Source organism: Mesorhizobium sp. P170090, from assembly GCF_057786115.1.
In genome coordinates this window covers 2878569-2898765 of the sequence record NZ_JBYNWH010000001.1, presented here as the reverse complement: position 1 = coordinate 2898765, position 20197 = coordinate 2878569, and the positions used below count along the sequence as shown (strand labels likewise).

22 protein-coding genes are annotated in these 20197 nt (G+C 63.1%); 11 read left to right on the top strand and 11 right to left on the bottom strand.

Going from position 1 to position 20197, the window contains the following annotated elements; genetic code table 11:
• The first annotated feature begins 124 nt into the window (after nucleotides 1-124).
• Nucleotides 125-289 carry a hypothetical protein gene (locus AC3EML_RS13655; RefSeq protein WP_023687237.1) on the top strand — a complete coding sequence of 55 codons (165 nt, stop codon included), beginning with the start codon at nucleotides 125-127 and terminating at the stop codon, nucleotides 287-289.
• A 12-nt stretch (nucleotides 290-301) separates the two neighbouring features.
• Here AC3EML_RS13655 and AC3EML_RS13650 read toward each other — a convergent pair whose 3' ends face one another.
• Together AC3EML_RS13650 and AC3EML_RS13645 are read right to left on the bottom strand one after the other, a co-directional pair.
• Complete coding sequence (locus AC3EML_RS13650) at nucleotides 302-1855, bottom strand: trimethylamine methyltransferase family protein (RefSeq protein ID WP_023684538.1); 1554 nt, start codon at nucleotides 1853-1855, stop codon at nucleotides 302-304.
• Nucleotides 1837-2142 carry a glycine cleavage T C-terminal barrel domain-containing protein gene (locus AC3EML_RS13645; protein ID WP_245264567.1) on the bottom strand — a complete coding sequence of 102 codons (306 nt, stop codon included), beginning with the start codon at nucleotides 2140-2142 and terminating at the stop codon, nucleotides 1837-1839. Before AC3EML_RS13645 ends, AC3EML_RS13650 begins: the two co-directional genes overlap by 19 nt.
• 127 nt (nucleotides 2143-2269) lie before the next feature.
• Here AC3EML_RS13645 and AC3EML_RS13640 point away from each other — a divergent pair, with 127 nt between their 5' ends.
• The 4 genes from AC3EML_RS13640 (at nucleotide 2270) to AC3EML_RS13625 (ending at nucleotide 7035) form a co-directional block, all read left to right on the top strand.
• Nucleotides 2270-4429 carry a transglycosylase domain-containing protein gene (locus AC3EML_RS13640; protein WP_023684539.1) on the top strand — a complete coding sequence of 720 codons (2160 nt, stop codon included), beginning with the start codon at nucleotides 2270-2272 and terminating at the stop codon, nucleotides 4427-4429.
• A 73-nt stretch (nucleotides 4430-4502) separates the two neighbouring features.
• Entirely contained in the window at nucleotides 4503-5087 is a 585-nt protein-coding gene (locus tag AC3EML_RS13635) for a DUF1214 domain-containing protein (protein ID WP_352521875.1), read from the top strand.
• Nucleotides 5080-5628: a DUF1254 domain-containing protein gene (locus AC3EML_RS13630; protein ID WP_023684541.1), complete on the top strand. Its 549-nt coding sequence runs from the start codon at nucleotides 5080-5082 to the stop codon at nucleotides 5626-5628. The genes AC3EML_RS13635 and AC3EML_RS13630 overlap by 8 nt, the downstream gene beginning before the upstream one ends.
• Before the next feature lie 396 nt (nucleotides 5629-6024).
• Nucleotides 6025-7035 (top strand): hypothetical protein, encoded by a 1011-nt coding sequence (locus AC3EML_RS13625; RefSeq protein ID WP_352521876.1) that lies wholly within the window; start codon nucleotides 6025-6027, stop codon nucleotides 7033-7035.
• Here the strand turns inward: AC3EML_RS13625 and AC3EML_RS13620 are convergent.
• From AC3EML_RS13620 to AC3EML_RS13610, 3 genes are all read right to left on the bottom strand, one after another.
• Entirely contained in the window at nucleotides 7022-7369 is a 348-nt protein-coding gene (locus tag AC3EML_RS13620) for a DUF1491 family protein (RefSeq protein ID WP_023698568.1), read from the bottom strand. The two genes, AC3EML_RS13625 and AC3EML_RS13620, sit on opposite strands and share 14 nt — an antisense overlap.
• Before the next feature lie 73 nt (nucleotides 7370-7442).
• Nucleotides 7443-8231, bottom strand: coding sequence for a peptidoglycan-binding domain-containing protein (locus AC3EML_RS13615; protein WP_023727647.1), 789 nt, complete (start codon nucleotides 8229-8231; stop codon nucleotides 7443-7445).
• A complete protein-coding gene (locus AC3EML_RS13610) occupies nucleotides 8206-9951 on the bottom strand; it encodes a sensor histidine kinase (protein WP_352521877.1) in 1746 nt (581 codons plus the stop codon). The genes AC3EML_RS13615 and AC3EML_RS13610 overlap by 26 nt, the downstream gene beginning before the upstream one ends.
• 532 nt (nucleotides 9952-10483) lie before the next feature.
• Between AC3EML_RS13610 and AC3EML_RS13605 the strand changes: the two genes are divergently transcribed.
• Nucleotides 10484-10852, top strand: a complete 369-nt coding sequence (locus AC3EML_RS13605; protein WP_023732038.1) for a DUF5330 domain-containing protein — start codon at nucleotides 10484-10486, stop codon at nucleotides 10850-10852.
• Between the two features lie 117 nt (nucleotides 10853-10969).
• Entirely contained in the window at nucleotides 10970-11398 is a 429-nt protein-coding gene (locus tag AC3EML_RS13600) for a SufE family protein (protein WP_023684547.1), read from the top strand.
• 126 nt (nucleotides 11399-11524) lie between these two features.
• On the opposite strand, the gene AC3EML_RS13595 is transcribed toward AC3EML_RS13600, so the two are convergent.
• Both AC3EML_RS13595 and AC3EML_RS13590 read right to left on the bottom strand, forming a co-directional pair.
• Nucleotides 11525-11950: a Ros/MucR family transcriptional regulator gene (locus AC3EML_RS13595; protein WP_023673680.1), complete on the bottom strand. Its 426-nt coding sequence runs from the start codon at nucleotides 11948-11950 to the stop codon at nucleotides 11525-11527.
• Nucleotides 11951-12362: 412 nt separating this feature from the next.
• Nucleotides 12363-12737, bottom strand: a complete 375-nt coding sequence (locus AC3EML_RS13590) for an SH3 domain-containing protein (RefSeq protein ID WP_352521910.1) — start codon at nucleotides 12735-12737, stop codon at nucleotides 12363-12365.
• Nucleotides 12738-12851: 114 nt separating this feature from the next.
• Here AC3EML_RS13590 and AC3EML_RS13585 point away from each other — a divergent pair, with 114 nt between their 5' ends.
• From AC3EML_RS13585 to AC3EML_RS13575, 3 genes are all read left to right on the top strand, one after another.
• The gene (locus AC3EML_RS13585) at nucleotides 12852-14999 is read left to right on the top strand and encodes a S9 family peptidase (RefSeq protein ID WP_352521878.1); all 2148 of its coding nucleotides are present in this window, start codon (nucleotides 12852-12854) and stop codon (nucleotides 14997-14999) included.
• Nucleotides 14996-15622 (top strand): LysE family translocator, encoded by a 627-nt coding sequence (locus tag AC3EML_RS13580; protein WP_023684550.1) that lies wholly within the window; start codon nucleotides 14996-14998, stop codon nucleotides 15620-15622. Before AC3EML_RS13585 ends, AC3EML_RS13580 begins: the two co-directional genes overlap by 4 nt.
• Nucleotides 15623-15767: 145 nt before the next feature.
• Nucleotides 15768-16157: an SET domain-containing protein gene (locus tag AC3EML_RS13575; RefSeq protein WP_460221704.1), complete on the top strand. Its 390-nt coding sequence runs from the start codon at nucleotides 15768-15770 to the stop codon at nucleotides 16155-16157.
• 20 nt (nucleotides 16158-16177) lie between these two features.
• On the opposite strand, the gene AC3EML_RS13570 is transcribed toward AC3EML_RS13575, so the two are convergent.
• From AC3EML_RS13570 to AC3EML_RS13555, 4 genes are all read right to left on the bottom strand, one after another.
• Nucleotides 16178-17128, bottom strand: a complete 951-nt coding sequence (locus AC3EML_RS13570) for a cytochrome c (RefSeq protein ID WP_023699274.1) — start codon at nucleotides 17126-17128, stop codon at nucleotides 16178-16180.
• Nucleotides 17129-17137: 9 nt separating this feature from the next.
• On the bottom strand, nucleotides 17138-17575 hold the full coding sequence (locus AC3EML_RS13565) for a c-type cytochrome (protein WP_023687226.1): 438 nt from the start codon (nucleotides 17573-17575) through the stop codon (nucleotides 17138-17140).
• 159 nt (nucleotides 17576-17734) lie between these two features.
• Entirely contained in the window at nucleotides 17735-18337 is a 603-nt protein-coding gene (locus AC3EML_RS13560; RefSeq protein ID WP_023699276.1) for a superoxide dismutase, read from the bottom strand.
• Nucleotides 18338-18442: 105 nt separating this feature from the next.
• A complete protein-coding gene (locus AC3EML_RS13555) occupies nucleotides 18443-19321 on the bottom strand; it encodes a branched-chain amino acid aminotransferase (RefSeq protein WP_023673688.1) in 879 nt (292 codons plus the stop codon).
• A 168-nt stretch (nucleotides 19322-19489) separates the two neighbouring features.
• Here AC3EML_RS13555 and AC3EML_RS13550 point away from each other — a divergent pair, with 168 nt between their 5' ends.
• Entirely contained in the window at nucleotides 19490-20152 is a 663-nt protein-coding gene (locus tag AC3EML_RS13550; protein WP_488505235.1) for a haloacid dehalogenase type II, read from the top strand.
• Nucleotides 20153-20197 lie beyond the last annotated feature (45 nt).

Sequence of the window (20197 nt, the reverse complement as noted above, 5' to 3'; positions counted from 1 at the left end):
GAAAATTGCCCGCTGGAATCTGGGCGGGCATAAATCAGAACAGGCTGCCGGGGACATTTCCCCGGCGAGCCAGGAATTTCCGTCAGTCAGTCAAGACTGTCATCAACGACAGGGAGATCGACAGATGATCACATTCGCCCCGAAGCCAAACGCTGTATCCGCGACCAAGCCGGCGGAGGAGAGCCGCTTCGATCGCATCCGCCGGATTGCCGCCGACAAGCACAGGCAGGCCGATGCCGGGCCAATTCGCCGCGAGCCGTCGAAGACCGGCGACAAGCGGCCGACGTGACGGCTGCCAACCTCACGACACCGGCAACGCTCCGCCCTCTTCGGTGCGGCGGGCAATGAACTCGTCGAGCACATCGGATGTGGCAACGGCCGACGCAGGCGGCTGGAAGTCGGCCAGCGTCCGCTTCCAGATGCCGGTGGCGCGCTCGGTGGCCGACTTCGAACCGGACTGCGTCCAGCTGCCGAAATTCGACCAATCGGCGACCAGCGGCTCGTAGAAGGCGGTGCGGTAGCGCGTCATGGTGTGGCCGGCGGAGAAGAAATGCCCGCCCGGCTGGACTTCAGCGATCGCCTCGAAGCCGATCGAATCCTCGTCGCCGGGGGTCGTAGCGCAGAGTTCGGCAACCGTCTGCAATGCCTCGATATCGGTGATCAGCTTCTCGTAGGAGACGCTGAGGCCACCCTCCAGCCAGCCCGCGGCATGGATGCAGACGGTGGCGCCGGCAAGCACCGAGCCCCACAGCGCGAACTGCGTCTCGTGCGCCGCCTGCACATCGGAAATGTTGGCCGCACTGCCGCCGCCGGACCGCCAAGGCAGGCCGGTGAAGCGCGCCAGCTGGCCGGCGCCCAGCGTCGCCTTGACGTGCTCGGGCGTGCCGAAGGCCGGTGCGCCGGACTTCATGTCGACATTGGAGGAGAAGGATCCGTAAACCACCGGTGCGCCCGGCCGCACCATCTGCGCCAGCGCGAGACCAGCCAGCGCCTCGGCATGCTGCAGCGTCAATGCGCCGGCGACGGTGATCGGCGCCATGGCGCCGGCCAGGCAGAAGGGCGTGATGACAGAGACCTGGCCGGCCCTGGCGAAGTCGATGATGCCTTGCGCCATCGGGATATCGAGCTGGCGCGGCGAATTGGTGTTGATGACGGTATAGCAATGGACGCCGGCCAGGAACTCGTCCTGCGAGAGCCCGCGCGCCAGCCTGATCATCTCGAACCCATCCTCGACCTGCGGCGTGCCGCGGGCGAAGACGAAGGGGAACTTGTCCGACAGGGTCAGCTGCGCACGGTTGACGGCATAGTGGCGCAAATGGTTGTCGACATCCTGCGGCTCGATCCAGGGGCCGAGCATATGCAGCACGTCGAAATTCTGAACAAGCTTGGTCAGTTCTTCGAAAGCGGCGAGCGTGCCCGGACGCCGTCCGCGTTCGAGATCGGTGACGTTGGGCGCCCCGGCTCCGGCCAGGAACGTCATCGAGCCGAGCTCCAGCATGAGATCGCGGCTACGGTTGCCCGCCAGCGCCCGGATGGATTTCGGCGCCGAGGCCAGTGCCGCAGTGACAATATCGCGGCCGATGCGCACCATCTGGCTGTCCTCGTCGACCAGCGCACCGGCTTTGGCGTAGATCGCCCGTGCCTCCGGCAGCAGCACCTTGATGCCGAGCTCTTCCAGCACGCGCAACGCCGTGTCGTGGATGGCCGCGACCTGGTCGTCCGAAAACACCGGCTGCGGCAGGAACGGGTTCTTGAGCGAGCGATAGTTCGGGTGGCGGCTTGGCCCGCTGCCGGCCTCACCGGTGTGCCCGCGCCGGCGCTCGCGCCTGGTCTCCCTTATGATGTCATCGACCATGGCCAAAACTCCTCATTGCCGCATCGCCTGCCCTCGGGGTCGTATGGCGAGGCCGGAATAATTCGCGCCGGCCGCTCGACGCCGACAATGTGCACCGAAAGCGCGGTCCCCTCCCCGGCGAATTCGTCGCCCAGCAACGTCAGCGCGACGCTTTTGCCTATTGTGTAGCCATAGCCGGCTGAGGCGACGAAGCCGACGCGCCGGCCCTTGTGCCAGACTGGCTCGAAGCCACTGGCGTCGGCATCGACGGCGTCGACCTCCAGCGTCACGATCCGGGCGGCGCTCAACAAACCGTGCGGTGTGGCCTGGCTGCCCTTGTGAGCCGGGCTGAAATGGAAGAATAGTCTTCGCCGGGTATGCCCGCCCTGAAATTGCCCGCTTGCGGTTCTCAGGTGGGTTGGGTGAGTTTCGGGAATGGCCAGTCCTTTAGAACGACGTCCAAGACGAAGAGGTCCGATCGCCGCCGCACTGCTGGCGGTGGACGCGTGGATCGATTCCTCGCTCTACGAAATCGGCTTCAAGGCCGGACAGTTCTGGGAATCGGCGACCATTTTTTCGCGGCGCTTCCGAGTCACCGGCTGGCGACGCGGCATCATCGAGGTGCTGAGCGAAGGTTTTACGATGGGCGCCGGCGGCGTCGTCGTGCTGCTCGCACTCGCGATGCCGGCCTTCCAGATCACCACCGGCGACTGGCGCAGTCAGGGCGATTTCGCCGTCACCTTCCTCGACCGCTACGGCAACGAGATTGGCCAGCGCGGCATCATCCAGCGCGATTCCGTGCCTGTCGACGAGATGCCGGACCATGTCATCAAAGCAGTGCTGGCGACCGAGGACCGGCGCTTCTTCGAGCACTACGGCATCGACGTGCTCGGCCTGTCGCGCGCCATCTTCGAGAATGTGCGAGCCAATTCCGTCGTCCAGGGCGGCTCCAGCATCACCCAGCAGCTGGCCAAGAACCTGTTCCTGTCGAATGAGCGGACCTTCCAACGCAAGATCAAGGAAGCCTTCCTGTCGCTGTGGCTGGAGGCCAATCTGTCGAAGAAGGAGATCCTGCAGCTTTATCTCGACCGCGCCTATATGGGCGGCGGCACGTTCGGCATCGAGGCGGCGGCGGATTTCTATTTCGGCAAGAGCGTCAAGGATCTGAACCTCGCCGAGGCGGCGATGCTGGCCGGCCTGTTCAAGGCGCCGACCAAATACGCCCCGCACATCAACCTGCCCGCCGCCCGTGCTCGCGCCAATGTGGTGCTGTCGAACCTCGTCGATTCCGGTTTCATGACCGAAGGCCAGGTGCTGCAGGCAAGGCTGCATCCAGCCGAGATCGTCGACCGCGGCGAGCAGAAGAGCCCGGATTATTACCTCGACTGGGCCTTCGATGAGGTCAAGAAAATCGCCAAGCCCGGCCAGCATTCGCTCGTCGCACACACCACTTTCGATGCCAACATCCAGAAGGCAGCGGAAGAATCCGTCGAATTTCACCTGCGCCAGTTCGGCAAGGAGTACAACGTCACCGAGGGCGCCGTTGTGGTGATCGAGACCAATGGCGCGGTGCGCGCCATTGTCGGCGGCCGCGACTATGGCGCAAGCCAGTTCAACCGCGCCACCAAGGCGCTGCGCCAGACCGGCTCCTCGTTCAAACCTTACGTCTACGCCACCGCCATGGAGCACGGGTTCACCCCGGACTCGGTCGTCTCAGGCGGGCCGATCAGCTGGGGCGGCTGGTCACCGCACAATTACAATGGCGGCTCGGCCGGCAATGTGACGCTGATCACGGCGATCGCCAAATCGATCAACACCGTGCCGGTACGGCTGGCCAAGGACTATCTCGGCATCGGCCCGATCAAGGCGATGGCCGAATCATTCGGCGTGGAATCGCCGCTGGAGTCGCACAAGACCATGGTGCTCGGCACATCGGGCATGACGGTCATGGACCAGGCGACGGGCTACAGCGTGTTCGCGCAGAACGGCTTCGCCGGCTCGCGGCACGGCATCACCCAGCTCGTCACCCGCACCGGCGATGTCGTCTACGACTTTGCCAAGGATGCGCCGGCGCCGCATCGGGTTCTGTCGGAACAGGCTCTGAAATACATGAACACCATGCTGGCTGCGGTGCCGGCGATCGGCACGGCGCGGCGCGCGCAACTGCCCAACATCGTCGTCGCGGGCAAGACAGGGACGACGCAATCCTACCGCGACGCCTGGTTCGTCGGCTTCACCGGCAATTACACGGCTGCCGTCTGGCTCGGCAATGACGACTTCACCCCGACCCGCAACATGACCGGCGGCACGCTGCCGGCGATGGTGTGGCAGCGGCTGATGGTCTACGCGCACCAGAATATCGACCTGAAGCCGATCCCCGGCCTAGACAAACCCTTCGTCGACGAAGAGATCGCGGCCAAGGCCGAGGAAGCGGAGAAGAAAAATGCCGATCAGGCAGCAGCGGATGCCGCGGCCGAGCGCCCGGCGGTGCTGTCCAGCCGCACGACACAGACGCTGCGCGAGATGACCAAGGTGTTCCAGGCCGCGCCCGTGCTCGGCTCGCCGCAGACACCGGAGACCCTGTCGGCGCTTTGATTCCACAGCGCTGCTTGCTCTGCGGCCTGCCCCGCTATATCCCCCAACGATAATTCACTCGTCCCGGTTCTTCATGCTCAAGACCGCCTTTTTCACGCTGCTTTCGCTTGCCATAGCCATCGGCCTCGGCGGCGGCAGCGTCTGGTATGCGCTGCAGGCGCAGAGCGGCGTCGGCGCGATCAGCATCGGCGAATGGACCGCCTTTCCCGAGATCGGCACGCAAGATGCCGACCCCTATTCGAAGGCGCGCGTGGCGCGTGAAGGCGTGCTGGCGCTCGGCAAGGCCGAGGGCTTGTCCTTCATCGCCGAGCGCGATGCGGCCGGCAATGAGCTTCAGCGGCAATGCGACTACAGGATCGAGGGCAGTTTCCCCACAGCCCGGTTCTGGACGCTCTATGCCGCGGATCAATCGCTCGGCGTGGTCGACACCGGCAAGCCAAGGTTGGCGGCGCTGCAATCCTACCAGGTGCTGCGTCAGCCCGACAATTCGGTGATCATTGCCGTCGGCAACCGTCCGGCCCCCGGCAATTGGCTTCTGATCGAAGGTTTTGGCCGGATGTATTTCGTGCTCACCTTCTACGACACGCCGATTGCCTCAAGCACCGGCCTTTCCGACGTGTCGCTGCCCCGGATCGTCAAGGCTGGCTGCAATGCGTAGGCTGCTGCACGCCATCCTGCTCGGCCTGCTCGGCGCCGGCATCGTCCACATCGTGGTGCTTTTGCTGGTGCCGGAATTTACCGAGCGCGATGCCTGGTCACGGCTGGCGATGGCGTCCGACCTCTACAAGATGACCAGGCTGGATGCCGAGGCGGGCGGCGCGCCGGTGGTGAAGTCGGTAGATCCGCTGTTTTACGCCGCCGCCTGCCGCTTCGACCTTGCCGAAGGCATGGTGCGGATCAAGGCGCCGGGCAGCGTGCCGTTCTGGTCGGTGTCGGTCTATGACCGCAACGGCCACAATTTCTATTCCTTCAACGACCGCACGGCGACCGGCAGCAAGCTGGACACCGTGGTGCTGACGCCGGCACAGATGATCGACGTGCGCAGGGAGCTTCCCGAAGACCTGCAAGGGGCGATCTTCGTCGAGGCGCCGATCGAGGAAGGCATCTTCGTCATCCGCGCCTTCGTGCCTGACGACAGCTGGAAGCCGATAGTGTCGCAGTTCCTGGACCAGAGCTCCTGCGAACTGCAGGACTACTGACCTCAGCCCGACGACCAGCAAACTCAGTGGTGCGGAACAGGCGTCCGTGGTGTGCCCGGCTTGTCCGCCGGCCGCGCCTGGCCTGCCAATGGCGGATGCTCGTAGCGGACGCCGGGAAAAATGATCACCGCCGCTGGCGTACCGGTGTCCTGAACTGCTCGATTGACTGGTGCCGATCGCGGCACGAAAGACAGTACCATGCCCATGGTTCGCGTATTCCTCTCGGTTGCCCCGGAGCACAACGCAACGCCTCCAAATGTGATTAAGGCCGGCAGAGGGTTAACGGAGCGCTAACGGATCGCGGCTAATTTGATGTTTGTTCCAGGCCTTGCGCGAAACCGACACTGTTGCGGTTGAGCATGGCCCGGGTTGTGTCGAGTGTCGGGCGTATCTTCCGTGTCAGCTTCGGATTTCAGGCAAATCGCCATACGGACGGAATCGGGAAAAGCCGAAAGGCTGTTTCGCGCCGCCGTGTCGGCGTTCTGCTCGCTGACCCGCCCGTCGCGCCGCGAGATCGCCCAGCTCGAGGATCTGACGCTGCCGCTGTTCGACAGCGTGCCGGTCGAATCGCGCCGCTATGTCGCCGCCGCCCTGTCCGAATGCGAATATGCGCCGGCCGCCCTGGTGCGGCGGCTTTGCGAGGAGCCGGTCGATGTCTGCGCCCCCTTGCTCGTCCGTTCGCGGGCGCTGGGCGACATCGACCTGATCGCGTTGATCGGCCGCCACGGCCTGCCGCATGCGCGCGCCATTGCCCGCCGCAAGGATTTGAACCCGACCATCGCGCAGTTGATCAAGGCGCTGGAAAAGCCGACCCTGGTGCGCGTGCGGCAGCCCGAGCCGATCGCCGACGTGGCGGGCGCCGACGCCGAAGCCGCTGCCGCCGCTCCCAGCGCACCAAAACTGCCCGGCAGCGCCGCCGAAACCGCCAGGCGCCGCCTGCGCTCGATGATGCTCGCCGAGGGCGAGGCGACATCGGTCAATCCCTTCGCCGGCTCAGCAACTTACAGCAAGCTGCGCGAGACGGCGCTGACCGGCAACGCCGCCTTCTTCCAGACCGCGCTTGCCGACGCGCTCGATATCGACTTCTCGACGGCGCGGTCGCTGACCGAGCATTCGAGCTATGTCTCGCTGCTCGCCGCGCTGCGGGCGCTCGACCTCAGTGAGGACAGGGCATTCCTGATCGTGGTCGCGGTTTACCCCCGGGAGTTTCCGCACCCGCAGGCGATCCGCATCTTCCTCGACCGCTACCGGCTGCTGCACCACGAGGCGGCGCTCGACAAGGTGCGCGGCTGGAAGGCCGAAACATTGTCGCGAGCGGTGCGCGGCAACACCCCTGTCGCCGCGAATGGCGACCAAGCGCCGGACGTCGACAAAGCCAGCTTAGGGGCCAGCCTCAAGGCGTCTTGACGGAGAGAAGCTCCTCGACGGAAACCGTTCCGGCCTCGATCTCGACCACCCAGATGTCGGGATCGAATTTTTTCTCCCGCTCAAGCCTGGCGTCAAGCGCGGCGGCATCGTCGCCGGCGCCGAGCAGCGTGAAAAAGCGATCATCCGGTTTGTCCGAATCGTAGCTCGTCTGCGGCGCCGGGCCGAACAGGGAGACGTCGCCCAGCCTGCCGCGGGAGAGCACGAAGACAGCGCCGGCCTCGGTCGCGCCGCGCTTGACGACGGCCGCAAAGCCGCCGGCGCCGAAGACACGGCGCAGCAGGGCCGACACCCAAAACTCGGTGGTTACGCGCATGACGAGGCTCCGGAGGACATGCGCGGCGTCTTAGCCGGATTTTCGGCTATCCGCGAGCGGTCGTCTTGACCACTCAATTGGTCAGGCCGATCTCGCGCATCTTGACGTAGACGACCTCGTCGGGCTCGCCCGTTTCCGGCAGGCCGAACAGCGACTGGAATTCCTTGATCGCCGCCTTGGTGCGGGCGCCGACGACGCCGTCGAGTTGCATGTCGTCATTGCCGAATGCCTTCAGGCCGGCCTGGATCTTGACGATGCGGGCATCGGGCGCTTGGGCGGATACCGGCGCGGAAACCGGGATGGGCGCAGGCGCGGCCTCGGGCGCGGCAACTCGAGCGGCGGCCATATCCACGGGCCGCGGCAGCGGATGCGGGATGCCAGCTGTGGTCTGCTTGGCGCCGAGCTGGTCGAGCAGCACGGCGTCGATCTCACCGGAGGCCGGCAGGCCAACTTTCTGCTGGTAGGCCTGGATCGCCTTTTGGGTATTCGGCCCGGAAATGCCGTCGACCGTTCCCGTGTAGAAATCGAGATCCTTCAGGATGCCCTGGACCTGCTCGACGGTCGGGTCGCTTTTGACCGGTGCCGGGCCGGGCCGCAGGATGTTGATGGTGGTTTCGGGTTCGTCCGCGCCGGGGTGCGGAAAACCCTCGATGCTGCGGGTGGCGAAGAAGGCGCCGGCATGCGGAAACGGCTGGTACCACAGCGCGTTGGCGGAAACGTAGAACAGCGTCACCAGGAAGGCGGTCGACCCGCCGACCAGGACCGGATTGCGCGAGATCGCGCCGCCGAGCGCAATCGCGCCGGCCTCGAACGCGCCGCTGCGGCGCTTGACCGCCTTAGGCTGTTTTGCGGAGCGAGCCATTCCTGTCCCCTTTCGCGTCGCCTTTCGTCCTGGTCGCGGGCATCGGCAGCACGCCGTTCCTGTCGGTCGCGCTCCTCTTCGGCCCGTTCACCGGCAGGCTGATCGTGACCGTCGTCCCCTCGCCCGGCATGCTTTCGATCGACATCGTGCCGTCGTGCAGCGCCACCAGGCCCTTGACCAGCGACAGGCCGAGCCCGGTGCCCTCGAAGCGGCGCGTATAGTCGTTCTGGATCTGCATGAACGGCTTGCCGAGATTGACAAAATCTTCCTCGGCGATGCCGATGCCGGTGTCCCTGACCCAGAAATGCAGCCGCGAGCCGATCCGCTTGGCGCCGACGACGACATTGCCGCCATCGGGCGTGAACTTGACCGCATTGGAGATGAGGTTGATCAGGATCTGCTTCACGGCACGACGGTCGGCATTGATCTCGCCGGCGTCCGGCGCAATCTGCGCCTGGAGTCCGATGTTCTTGGCATTGGCCTGCAGCTGCATCATCGACTGGCACATCTCGACCGCTTCGATAAAGCGGAACGGTTCGGGCTCGGTCGCGTAGGCGCCGGCCTCGATCCTCGAGACATCAAGGATGGAGGTGACGACGGCAAGCAGATGCTGGCCCGACTCCTTCACCAGGCCGACATACTCCTTCTGGCGCGGGTCCTTGAAGCCGCCGAACATCTCATGCAGCAGCATGTCGGAAAAACCGATGATGGCGTTGAGCGGCGTCCGAAGCTCATGGCTGACGACCGCCAGGAAGCGGCCCTTCGCCACCTCTGCCGACGCTGCGGCCTCATTGGCGGCAGCAAGCTCGTCGCGCAATTCGGCAGTCTCGTCGTTCTCGCGCAGCAGCAGAGTGAAGGTCTCCTGCTGCTCTTCGGCGCGCATCAGTTCGAGCTGAAATGGCCGGTAATTGTCGGCCGTTGAGGCGCTGCCGTCCTGCGGCAGCCTTACCCGAAGATCGAGCCGGCGCGCCAGGGCGCCATCGCGCATGTCGGCAAGCGCGCTGAGATAAGCGACGCGATCGGACAGGTGGATGCGGTCGAACAGGCCGGCGCCGAAAAGCAGTTCCGGCGGCAGCTTCAGGATGGTGCGCGCCTTGGCCGAGGCATCCAGGACCTCGCCATGCCGGGCGACATGCAGGACAACGGCGTCGATCATGTCTTCAAGGCGGTCGTTTGGAAGGAGCGCGGGCTGCGCGCGTGCGGCATCGCCGAGGGCTGCGAGCCGGGGAACCAGCGTCAGGCCCCAGGCGAGCGGCAGCAGCCAGTGCCACGCCGCGACTTGCGCCCCGCCGAGCGGGACGACAGAGCCGACAAAGGGCTGCAGCAGCATTGCGGCCAAGGCTGAGAGGCCGCCCCAAAGTGCCGCGCGCTTTGAACCGCCGATCCACCAGGCCTCGAATGGCAGTGCCAGAGACAGCAGCGCAACCGGCGACGCCAGGCCGCCTGCTGCCGCGACGGCGCCGGCAAGGGCAAGACCGCCGGCGGCAAGGGCAACCTGGGCTGCCAGCGTCATCTTGCCTGACGCCGCCACCAGCAAGGCGGCGAACCAGCAAAGACCGAAGGCGGCGAAAATGGTTGCGACGGTGACGGCGGCGCCCATGCCCGAGGTGACCAGTGTCACCGCCGCACCGGCGGCGAAGAACGGAGCGGCAAGCATGATGCCGATGAACCGGCGCTGGCGCAGGCGATCGCCCTGGCCGATGATGGCCGGATGGACCATGCGTTCGCAACCAGCCGCCAGCGCGCCAGGCAGTTCAATATATCTGGCAGTTGTCAAACTCAACGCACTCGCACCCGGTCGTGACTGCCCCTGCTTTGCAGGTCGCTTTTGCTTGTTTGAAACTCGCATCCAGCGTTTAAGGAATGAATAAGGCTGACCCGAACAACGAGCGCGCTGCGGCAAAAATTGGAGCGCCGGCACCGGAATGCACCGCCATTTGTGGCCATAGTAAACGGAGCGTTATGTGCAAAGGGCGTGCCCGTGGCTGCGAAACCCTGAGCCGGCATGCCTGCTCTTCTGAAGATATCCATGCGCAACAATCGCTTAGATGGTTACTGCAAGGTTAAGAAAATCGCCGGCATTTGAGGCTAATGCACTGCAAAACGCCTCGCTTCGAATTTGCCTAAAATTTGAGGAAAATTTTCGCTGAGCAGGAAAGCCGTCCTTTGCGCCTCATGTGCCATTGTGGCTGATATAAAGAGGTCATTGCGCATGGACGCATGATCCGGTCATTGGACGAGAGGGCAGATCGATGGGCTTTTTGATAAGAATGGCGTTCTGGTTTTCGCTGGTGTTGCTAGCGCTGCCGCTGACCGTCGGCCCCGACGAGGATGGCCGCGAGAGCGTCGGGCCGTTCCAGGCGCTTTTTGCGGCGCGCGAAGCGGTCGGCGACATCGCCGGCATTTGCGAGCGCAAGCCGGACGTCTGCGAAACCGGCAAGTCGGCGATGCATACGATCAGCGCCCGGGCCAAGGAAACCGCCAAGATCGCCGCCGCCATGCTGGACGACAAGAGCGCCGAGACCTCGCCCGATACATCGCTGGCCACCGGCAGCGTCGCCGAGGACATCGTGCTGCCGGCGACAGTCAACATACCTGCCAAGCTGGTGGCGAAGAACTAAACACCGTTTCAGCTGGTATCTACAGCGACACCGCAGGCCGGTCGGACCTCTCGATGCCTGCGGTGCTTTTCTTCTTTTTCCGTGACGCCGCAGCCGCGGATGACTATATCCCGAGCAATGGCCACGACGATCCAGACGATCCGCGACGACTTCTCCCTGCTCGACGAGTGGGAAGACCGCTATCGCTATGTGATCGAGCTCGGCGAAGCGCTGCCGCCATTTCCCGACGCCGAACGCAACGCCGCCAACAAGGTGCCGGGCTGCGTCAGCCAGGTCTGGCTGACCACGAGCCGAGCGCCGGGCGCCGATCCGGTCATCACCTTCACAGGCGATTCAGACGCTCATATCGTACGCGGTCTGGTCGCCATCATGTTGGCGCTGTTTTCGGGACGGACTGCCAGCCAGATCCTTGAAACGGACGCCGAGGCGACGCTGAGGTCGCTTGGCCTCGACGAACATCTGTCGCCGCAGCGGGCCAATGGCCTGCGCTCAATGGTCAAGCGCATCAAGCGCGACGCCGAGATGGCTCTCAAGCAGACTGCTTGATTGCTCTATCTTCTCTTCTTTCGACGCAATTCCCAAGAGAAAGCGCTCGGCAGTTTTCCTGGAATTGTTCTAGAAACAAAACGGCGCCGTAAGGGGCGCCGTTGATCTTGTCCATTGGAGCCGGTGTTACCGCCCCTTGCGCTTGCGGCCGAGGCCCATCTTCTTGGCCAGCTGCGAACGGGCAGCGGCATAGTTAGGGGCAACCATCGGATAGCTGGCGTCGAGATTCCACTTCTCGCGGTATTCATCGGGCGTCAGACCGTAATGGGTCATCAGGTGGCGCTTCAGCGACTTGAACTTCTTGCCATCTTCAAGGCAGACGATGTAATCGTCATGAACAGAGCGCTTCGGGTTTACCGCAGGCTTCTGCTTGTCGGCCGGAGGCTGTTCGCTTGCTCCGCCCACGCGCCCGAGAGCGGCATGGACATCAGCGATAAGGTTCGGCAGTTCGCCGACGGGCACGGGATTGTTGCTGACATAGGCTGCCACCACATCGGCGGTCAGCTCGATCAGCGCATCGCTATTTCTGGAAGGTGTTTCGACGATATCCATGGTTTAGGCCCCAACGAAGGATGTTTCTGTTTGCGCCCTTTTTGGAAGATCGGGCATGGCGCGAATTTCACGCGGGAAGAGCTTCATGGATTCGCGTCCGGGCATCTTAATGAGCCCACAGACAAAGTAAGTCAATTCGCATCTTGCGCTATATTCAACGATATTCATCGAATAGTCGCTCTTCAGCTTCAATCTTTCGTGCACTCTGTAACTTCGCGATATTTTCTGGTCGGACCAGGACTAGCATGACGTAAGGTCACACCACCGCTAAATCAGCAAGGACTCATAAAGTGGGCAGCGATGCTTGGTCTATGCTTCGAGGTTTGGGCGGCTGATTGTCGGATTCGTACCAAACCGCAAGTTGCAAAGCGTTGGCGAAACCCGCCGAAGAAGATCTTCGGTCTGACCGGATTCAATACGGCGTGAGGTATTTTCCATAGACCCAGCCACTAACAAAACCACCATTTTGCGCCGGGTCGTGCCAAACTTGACACCATTGATAGCGAATTGCCTGTTTCTGTTTCCAGTGCGGCTGGCCGGCGATCTCCAGAAGATTCAAGCCGCTGGTGCACTTGCCGGTCATCTGCAGGATCGTCCCGTTGGGATAGGCGGCCTGCTTCTGCGAGGTGCCGGACGGATATTTGCGAACGTTGAGCGTGTCGCCGAACGGCACGCCAGCCACTTGCCAAGCGGCGAACGCGGTTGCATGAGACTGGCCGGTGAAAGCCATAACGGTCGAAGCGACGACGGCGAGAGCCGCAGCGGTGTTGATATGGAAATTCATCATCCTCTCCTTTTGGCTCATCTCCCGAGCCCGCCGCAACCAATACATCCCGGCCCTTGAACCCGCGCTGATCGGCGTGTTCATTTGCCATTCAAGTAATTTCTTCAGTGAGACGCAATGACCAAGACCTCAGCTTTTCCGACCGCCAGCCCGCCGAGCCCCGAGAAACACCCCGTCTTCGACACGCATCACGGCATTACCCGCACAGATGACTATGCCTGGCTGAGGGCCGAGAACTGGCAGGCGATGTTCAGGGACCCTTCCCTGCTTGAGGGCCGCATCCGCGCCCATCTCGAAGCCGAAAACGCCTATCAAGCAGTGCTTATGGCCGATACGCTAGAGCTTCGGAAGCAGCTGTTCGGCGAGATGAAGCGGCGCATCAAGGAAGATGATTCGACGGTGCCGATGAAGGATGGCCCCTATGCTTACGGCTCATCCTTCAAGCTTGGCGGCGAACAGCCCCGCTATTTCCGCATGCCGCGCGATGGCGGCGATGAGCAGATCCTGCTCGATGGCGACGCGGAAGCCGAGGGCAAGCCCTATTTCCGCCTCGGCGGCGTCGACCATTCGGCCGATCACCGCAAGCTGTTGTGGGCGTTCGACGACAAGGGCTCTGAATTCTTCACACTTCGCGTGCGCGATCTCACCAGCGGCAAGGAACTGAGCGACCAGATCGAGGCCACCAGTGGTGGCGGCGTCTGGAATGCCGCCGATGACGGCTTCTTCTACACAAGGCTCGACGACAATCATCGCCCGTCCAAGGTGCTGTTCCACGCGCTCGGCGGCAGCCCCCTTAATGACCGGCTGATTTATGAGGAAACCGATCCCGGCTTCTTCATGGATGTCGGCGGCACGCGCTGCAACGAATGGATCATGATCGGGATCAACGATCACGAAACCTCGGAATATCACCTGATGCGCGCCGATGAGCCTTTCGCCGAGCCAAAGCTGGTGGCAAAGCGCGAGACTGGCCTGCAATATGATCTGGAAGAAGGCGGCGACATCTTCTTCGTCCTCACCAATGCCGACGGCGCCAAGGACTTCAAGATCATGACGGCGCCGGCTAATGACCCGGTTCGCGCCAATTGGGAAGAGCTGGTGGCGCACGAGCCAGGCCGGCTGATCCTGTCGGTGGTCGGCTTCAGGGATCATATGGTCAGGCTCGAACGCAAGGAAGGGCTGCCGCGCATCGTCGTGCGCGATCGCCGCAGCGGCGAGGAGCATCTGATCTCGTTCGACGAAGAGGCGTTCTCGCTCGGCCTGTCGGGGTCCTATGAATACGACACCGAGATCATGCGCTTCACCTATTCGTCGATGACGACCCCGGCGCAGGTCTTCGACTACAATATGCGCAGCCGCGAGCGTGTGCTGCTGAAGACCCAGGAAGTGCCGTCCGGTCACAATCCGGATCATTATGTCACGCGCCGGCTGATGGCGCCGGCCGCCGATGGCGAACTGGTGCCGGTCTCGCTCCTGCATCACCGCGACACGCCGCTCGATGGCTCCGCGCCGTGCCTGCTTTACGGCTACGGCTCTTACGGCATTGCCATCCCGGCGGCGTTCAACACCAACTGGTTCTCGCTGGTCGACCGTGGCTTTGTCTTTGCCATCGCCCATGTCCGCGGCGGCAAGGACAAGGGCTATGGCTGGTATGACGACGGCAAGCGGGCGCACAAGATGAACACGTTCACCGATTTCATCGCCGTCGCGCAGCATCTCGTCGCCGAGCGTTACACCCAACACGACCGCATCGTCGCGCAAGGCGGCTCGGCCGGCGGCATGCTGATGGGTGCGATCGCCAACATGGCGCCGCAAAATTTCGGCGCCATCGTTGCCGAGGTCCCCTTTGTCGACGTGCTGACCACGATGCTCGACGCAAGCTTGCCGCTGACGCCGCCGGAGTGGCCGGAATGGGGCAACCCGATCGCGTCGGCGGAAGATTACCAAACGATCGCCGCCTACTCACCCTATGACAATGTCGCCGATCACGACTACCCGCCGATCCTGGCGCTGGCCGGCCTCACCGATCCGCGCGTCACCTATTGGGAGCCGGCCAAATGGGTGGCGCGGCTGCGCGAGCGCAAGAGCGGCGACAATCCGGTGCTGTTCAAGATCAACATGGATTCCGGCCATGCCGGCGCCTCCGGCCGCTTTTCAAGGCTGGAGGAGATCGCCTATACCTACTCCTTCGCGCTCAAGGTTACGGCCAAGCCCGAACCTGAGGTGACGGGCAAGGCTGAGAATGCAACGGAGGCGTCGCAATGATCGATCTATCCACCTTGACGGCTTACATAGCGGTTGTGCTTGGCTTTGTGTTTATTCCTGGCCCAGCCACGCTTTTGACGGTCGCGCGCGCGACGAGTTCCGGAACCAGGGTTGGCGTCGCGACGGGCGCGGGCGTCGCGGCTGGCGATGTGTTCCATACCATCATGGCGATGGTCGGCATTTCGGCGATCATCGCCACTTCGGCAACGCTGTTCAGCGTCGTAAAATATATCGGCGCGGCGTATCTGGTTTACCTCGGCATTCGCGCGATCATCGAGAGAATACCGGCCGACCCTACTGCCGGCGCACTCGCGATCTCCGCCAGCAAGGCGTTTCGTCAAGCTGTCCTGACCGAAGTGCTAAACCCAAAGACGGCGCTTTTCTTCCTCGCCTTCCTGCCCCAGTTCGTGCGGCCTGAAAACGGATCGGTGATGCTCCAGCTGATGACGCTGGGCATAATCTTTGTTCTGCTCGGCTTTTTCAGCACAATCGTCTTTGCCGTGAGTGCGGGCCGGCTCGGCACGTTCCTGCGCCGCAATCCGTCGGTGGTGAAATGGCAAGGCAAGGTGGTTGGCGGCATCTACTGCGCGTTAGGCGTTCGTCTGGCCTTGCAGCAGCGCTGATGTCGAAGCCAAAAGCGCGCCCGTCGAGGCGCGCCGGTCGTCACTTTTTGAATTCCGGGCTGCTCATTTTCACTCGCATTTGCAATGGCTGCGCGCTACCCATGCGCGCCACCTTCCAGACCATGACATACGCAAAGGGGCCACTATGTTGCTCGTCGACACCTATCTCGAGAAATCACCGATCCAGGGCATCGGGGTTTTCGCCAGGAACCACATTGCCAAGGGCACGCTGGTCTGGAAGCTCGACCCCAAATTCGACCGGATCATCGACGTCGAGACCTATGAAGGCGAGAGCGGCCCGGTGAAGAACTATCTCGACCGTTATTCCTATCCAGACCGCCGGGATCCGAACTACATCGTCTTCGAAGCCGACGACGCCCGCTACATGAACCATGACGACGAACCGAATTGCGATGTCTCCTCGCCCGAGGAAACCTATGCCTTGCGCGACATCGCACCCGGCGAGGAACTGACCTGCAATTACAGCCATTTCTTCGAGACGGGCTTCGACTTCCTCGGCGATCGCCACCTGTAGATGGCCACCTGTAGCCGGGATCACTTGGCCGGCTTGCTGCGCACCGGGTAGCCGTTGGGATGTGGCGGCACCGCCTTGAGATAGGCGGCTATCGCCGCGCGATCTGCCGGCGGCAGTTCGGCCATGTTGCGCTGCACGTCGACCATGGCGCCGCCTACCGAATCGAAATCAGGGGTAAAACCGGTTTCGAGATAGTTGGCGATGTCGGCTTCCGACCAGTCACCGAGCCCGCCTTCGCCCGATGTGATGTTCGGCACGATGCCGCTGCCTTCGGCGGCCGCCGCGCCAGCCAGCCACTGGCTCTTCCTGGTGGCGCCGGTGACGTCGCGCGGCGTGTGGCATTCGCCGCAATGGCCGGGTCCCTCGACCAGATAGCGGCCGGCCAGTACCGGATCAGGCGTGCCATCGGCAAAGGCAATCACCGGCTCCTTGCTGAGATAGAGCCGCTTCCACAGGCCGAGGCCGCGACGGATGTTGAAGGGGAAACTCAGCGAATTGTCCGGCGCCTTGCCGGCCACCGCCGGCAGCGTCTTCAGGAACGCATAGAGATCGGCAATATCAGCCGGCTTCATGCGGGCGTAGGATGTGTAGGGGAAGGCCGGATAGAAATGCTCGCCCGACGGCGACACGCCCTTCAGCATGGCGTTGGCAAGGTCCTCGACCGTCCAGGCGCCGATGCCGTCCTTGGGATCCTGCGAGATGTTGGGCGGCACGAAGGTGCCGAACGGCGTCTTGAGCTCGAGGCCGCCGACCAGTTGCAAACGGCCGTCGCCTTGCGAGCCCGGCTTGGCGTGACAGGAGGTGCAGCCGCCGGCATTGAAAATGCGCTTCCCCCTGGCGGCGTCGCCGGGGCCGAGCTGCGCCAGGGTGCCAGTGTCGAGCTTGACCGGCGCCGACAGGAACCAGCCGGCGCCGGCACCGACGACGCCCAGGACAAGGGCGGCGCCGACAAATTTTTTCCACAAGGGCATTGCCCGGGATCAGCTCTTCTTCACCCGATAGGTCTTGTGGCAGGTGCCGCAATCACTGCCGAGCGTATCGATCTGCGCCTTCAGCGCATCGACATCGGCGGGTGCGGCGGCGACTGCGGCCTTGACGTCGGCGAGGTACTTGTCCTCGGTCGATTTGAAGCCCGCCATGTCTTCCCAGATTTTGGGCGAGGCGGTGGTATCACCGCTGTCGCTGCCGGCCGGGAACAGCGCGTCGACATCGAACTTCTCGGCATTGACTTGCAGCGCCTGCAGCGCCGTCAGCACGGCGGCGGCATCGAAGTCTGCCTCGCCCTTGGCGATTTTCGACAGGCCGCCGACAATCTTGCCGCGTTCCTTCATCAGTCCCTGTCGGTCGAGGATCGGGTCGGCAAAAGCCGCCGAGGCGGCGAGGCTGAGCATAGAGATGGCGATAACAAGCTTTCTCATTCAATTGGCTCCAGGATGATGAGGGGTCGCGACCTAACGTTAACGGAGGGCGGGCCGGGATTATTCCCTGTCCGCCGGCCGGATTCTGCCGAATTTTGTGTGCCTGCTGCTTCAGCTGAGAAAGAAAAGCCCCGGAGTACCGGGGCTTCTCTGGGTCGATCAGGCTTTCGCCTCTTCGTACATTTCAAGGACATGGTCCCAGTTGATGAGGCTGTCAACGAAGGCCTCGAGATATTTCGGCCGCGCGTTGCGGTAGTCGATGTAATAGGAATGTTCCCAGACATCGACGCCGAGGATCGGCGATGCGCCATGGACGAGCGGGTTCTCGCCGTTCGGCGTCTTGGAGATCGCCAGCTTGCCGTCCTTGACCGAGACCCAGGCCCAGCCCGAACCGAACTGCGTGGTGCCGGCGGCGATGAAGTCGGCCTTGAACTTGTCGTAGCCGCCGAGGTCGGCGTCGAAAGCCTTCTGCAGGGCGCCCGGAAGCTGGTTGCCGCCGCCGCCCTTCTTCATCCACTTCCAGAAATGGATGTGGTTGTAGTGCTGGGCTGCGTTGTTGAAGAGGCCGGCATTCTTGCCGAACGACTGCTTGACCACCTCTTCGACCGACAGATCGCCAAGGCCCGCTTCGGCGGCCAGCTTGTTGCCGTTGTCGACATAAGCCTTGTGGTGCTTGTCGTGGTGATACTCCAGCGTCTCCTTCGACATGTAAGGCTGCAAGGCCTCGTAGTCGTAGGGCAAGGCGGGCAATTCAAAAGCCATCGGTCATACTCCTCATGGAAAAATCCGGTGCGGATACCGGATTAAGATAGGGCTGCATTGATCTGGAACAACTCCGGAATGAAGCGCCAATTGCCTTTTAGCGGCTCAACCGGCGGAAGTCGAATGCGCCCATTCCCAATAAAGGTCGCGCGCTTTCTTGGCCACCGGCCCGGGCTGCAGATCGCGGTCCTCGATGCGGGTGATCGGCACGACCTTGGAATGATTTCCGGTCGAAAAGATCTCATCGGCTTCGAGAAAGTCGCGCACCGACAGCATCTTCTCCGTGGTCTTGAAGCCGTAATCGCCAAGCAGCGTCATGGTGCGCGAGCGGGTGATGCCGGACAGGAAGGTGCCGTTGGGCGCCGGCGTCAACACGTGGCTGTCCTTGACCAGGAAGATGTTCGAGGTTCCGGTCTCGGCGACATTGCCCAGCATGTCCAGCACCAGCGCATTGTCGAAGCCGCGTCCCTTCGCTTCGAGGATGGCGCGGCCATTGTTGGGATAGAGGCAGCCGGCCTTGGCATTGGTCGGCATGGTCTCGATGGTCGGCCGCCGGAACGGCGACACGGTGATCGAAAAGCCGGTCGGCGAGATCATCGGCGATTCGTAGAGGCAGAGGCAGAAACGGGTCGAGGCCGGATCGGCCGGCACGCCCATATAGCCGCCATGCTCGGCCCAGTACATCGGCCTGATGTAGACCGCTGTCTTGCCGTCGAACTTCTTCAGCCCGTCCCAGGTCAGTCCAACAATCTCATCGGCGCTCATCGACGGCGCGAGGCCGAGCGCGGTCGCCGATGCGTTCACCCTAGCGGCATGCAGCTCGAGATCGGGGGCGACGCCTTCGAACCAGCGGGCGCCGTCGAAGACGCTGGTGCCGAGCCACATGGCGTGGCTGCGCGGACCCAGAATGGCGACGTTGCCTTCGTACCAGTCGCCGTCGACGAAGGTCCATGTCGCCGATAGCGCCGCAGTCGCCAGTGTCATTGTTCGGTTCCGCTTCAAAGCTGCCTGTGCCAAGCATTGGAAGATGCTTTGACCGGCGCCGTCAACCGGCATGGAGCGGTTTTTGTTGAGGCCAGAGCGCCCCAAGAAAGCGATCAAGACTACAATCGATGCTTGCACCTTGCGCCGCCTGCCCTCAAAACTGTCGCCATGCATTACGCGGCTTACGTTTTCGACGCCTATGGCACGTTGTTCGACGTGCACGCCGCCGTGCGCCGTCACGACGGCGAGATCGGCCCTGACGGCCCGCTGCTTTCGGAAATCTGGCGCGCCAAGCAGCTGGAATATTCCTGGGTGCGCACGCTGATGGGCGGCTATGCCGATTTCTGGCAGCTCACCGAACAGGCGCTCGATTTCGCCCTGCGCAAGGTTCCCTCCGCCGACAAGGGACTGAAGGCCAAGCTGCTCGAAGCCTATTGGCGGCTCGACTGCTATCCGGAAGTGCCGGCCGTGCTGAAGGCACTGAAAGCATCCGGCGCCAAGCTCGCAATCCTGTCCAACGGCTCGCCCGAGATGCTGGAAGCGGCGGTCAAGTCGGCCGCCCTCGACCAGGTGCTGGACGATATCTTTTCGGTCGACGCCGTCAGGCGCTTCAAGACCGACCCGTCGACCTACGACATGGTGGCGACGGGCTGGCAACTCTATCCGGGCGCCGTCTCGTTCCAGTCGTCCAACCGCTGGGACATCGCCGGCGCCACCAAATTCGGCTTTCGCACCGTCTGGATCAACCGCGCCAACCAGCCCGAGGAATACCGGGATTTCCCGCCGGCGCTGATCCTGCCGTCGCTTGAAGGCCTGCTGACCGGCGGCTGATCACTCTGTTGCCTTCGAGCAACAGTGGCAGGGCGGTCACAGCTT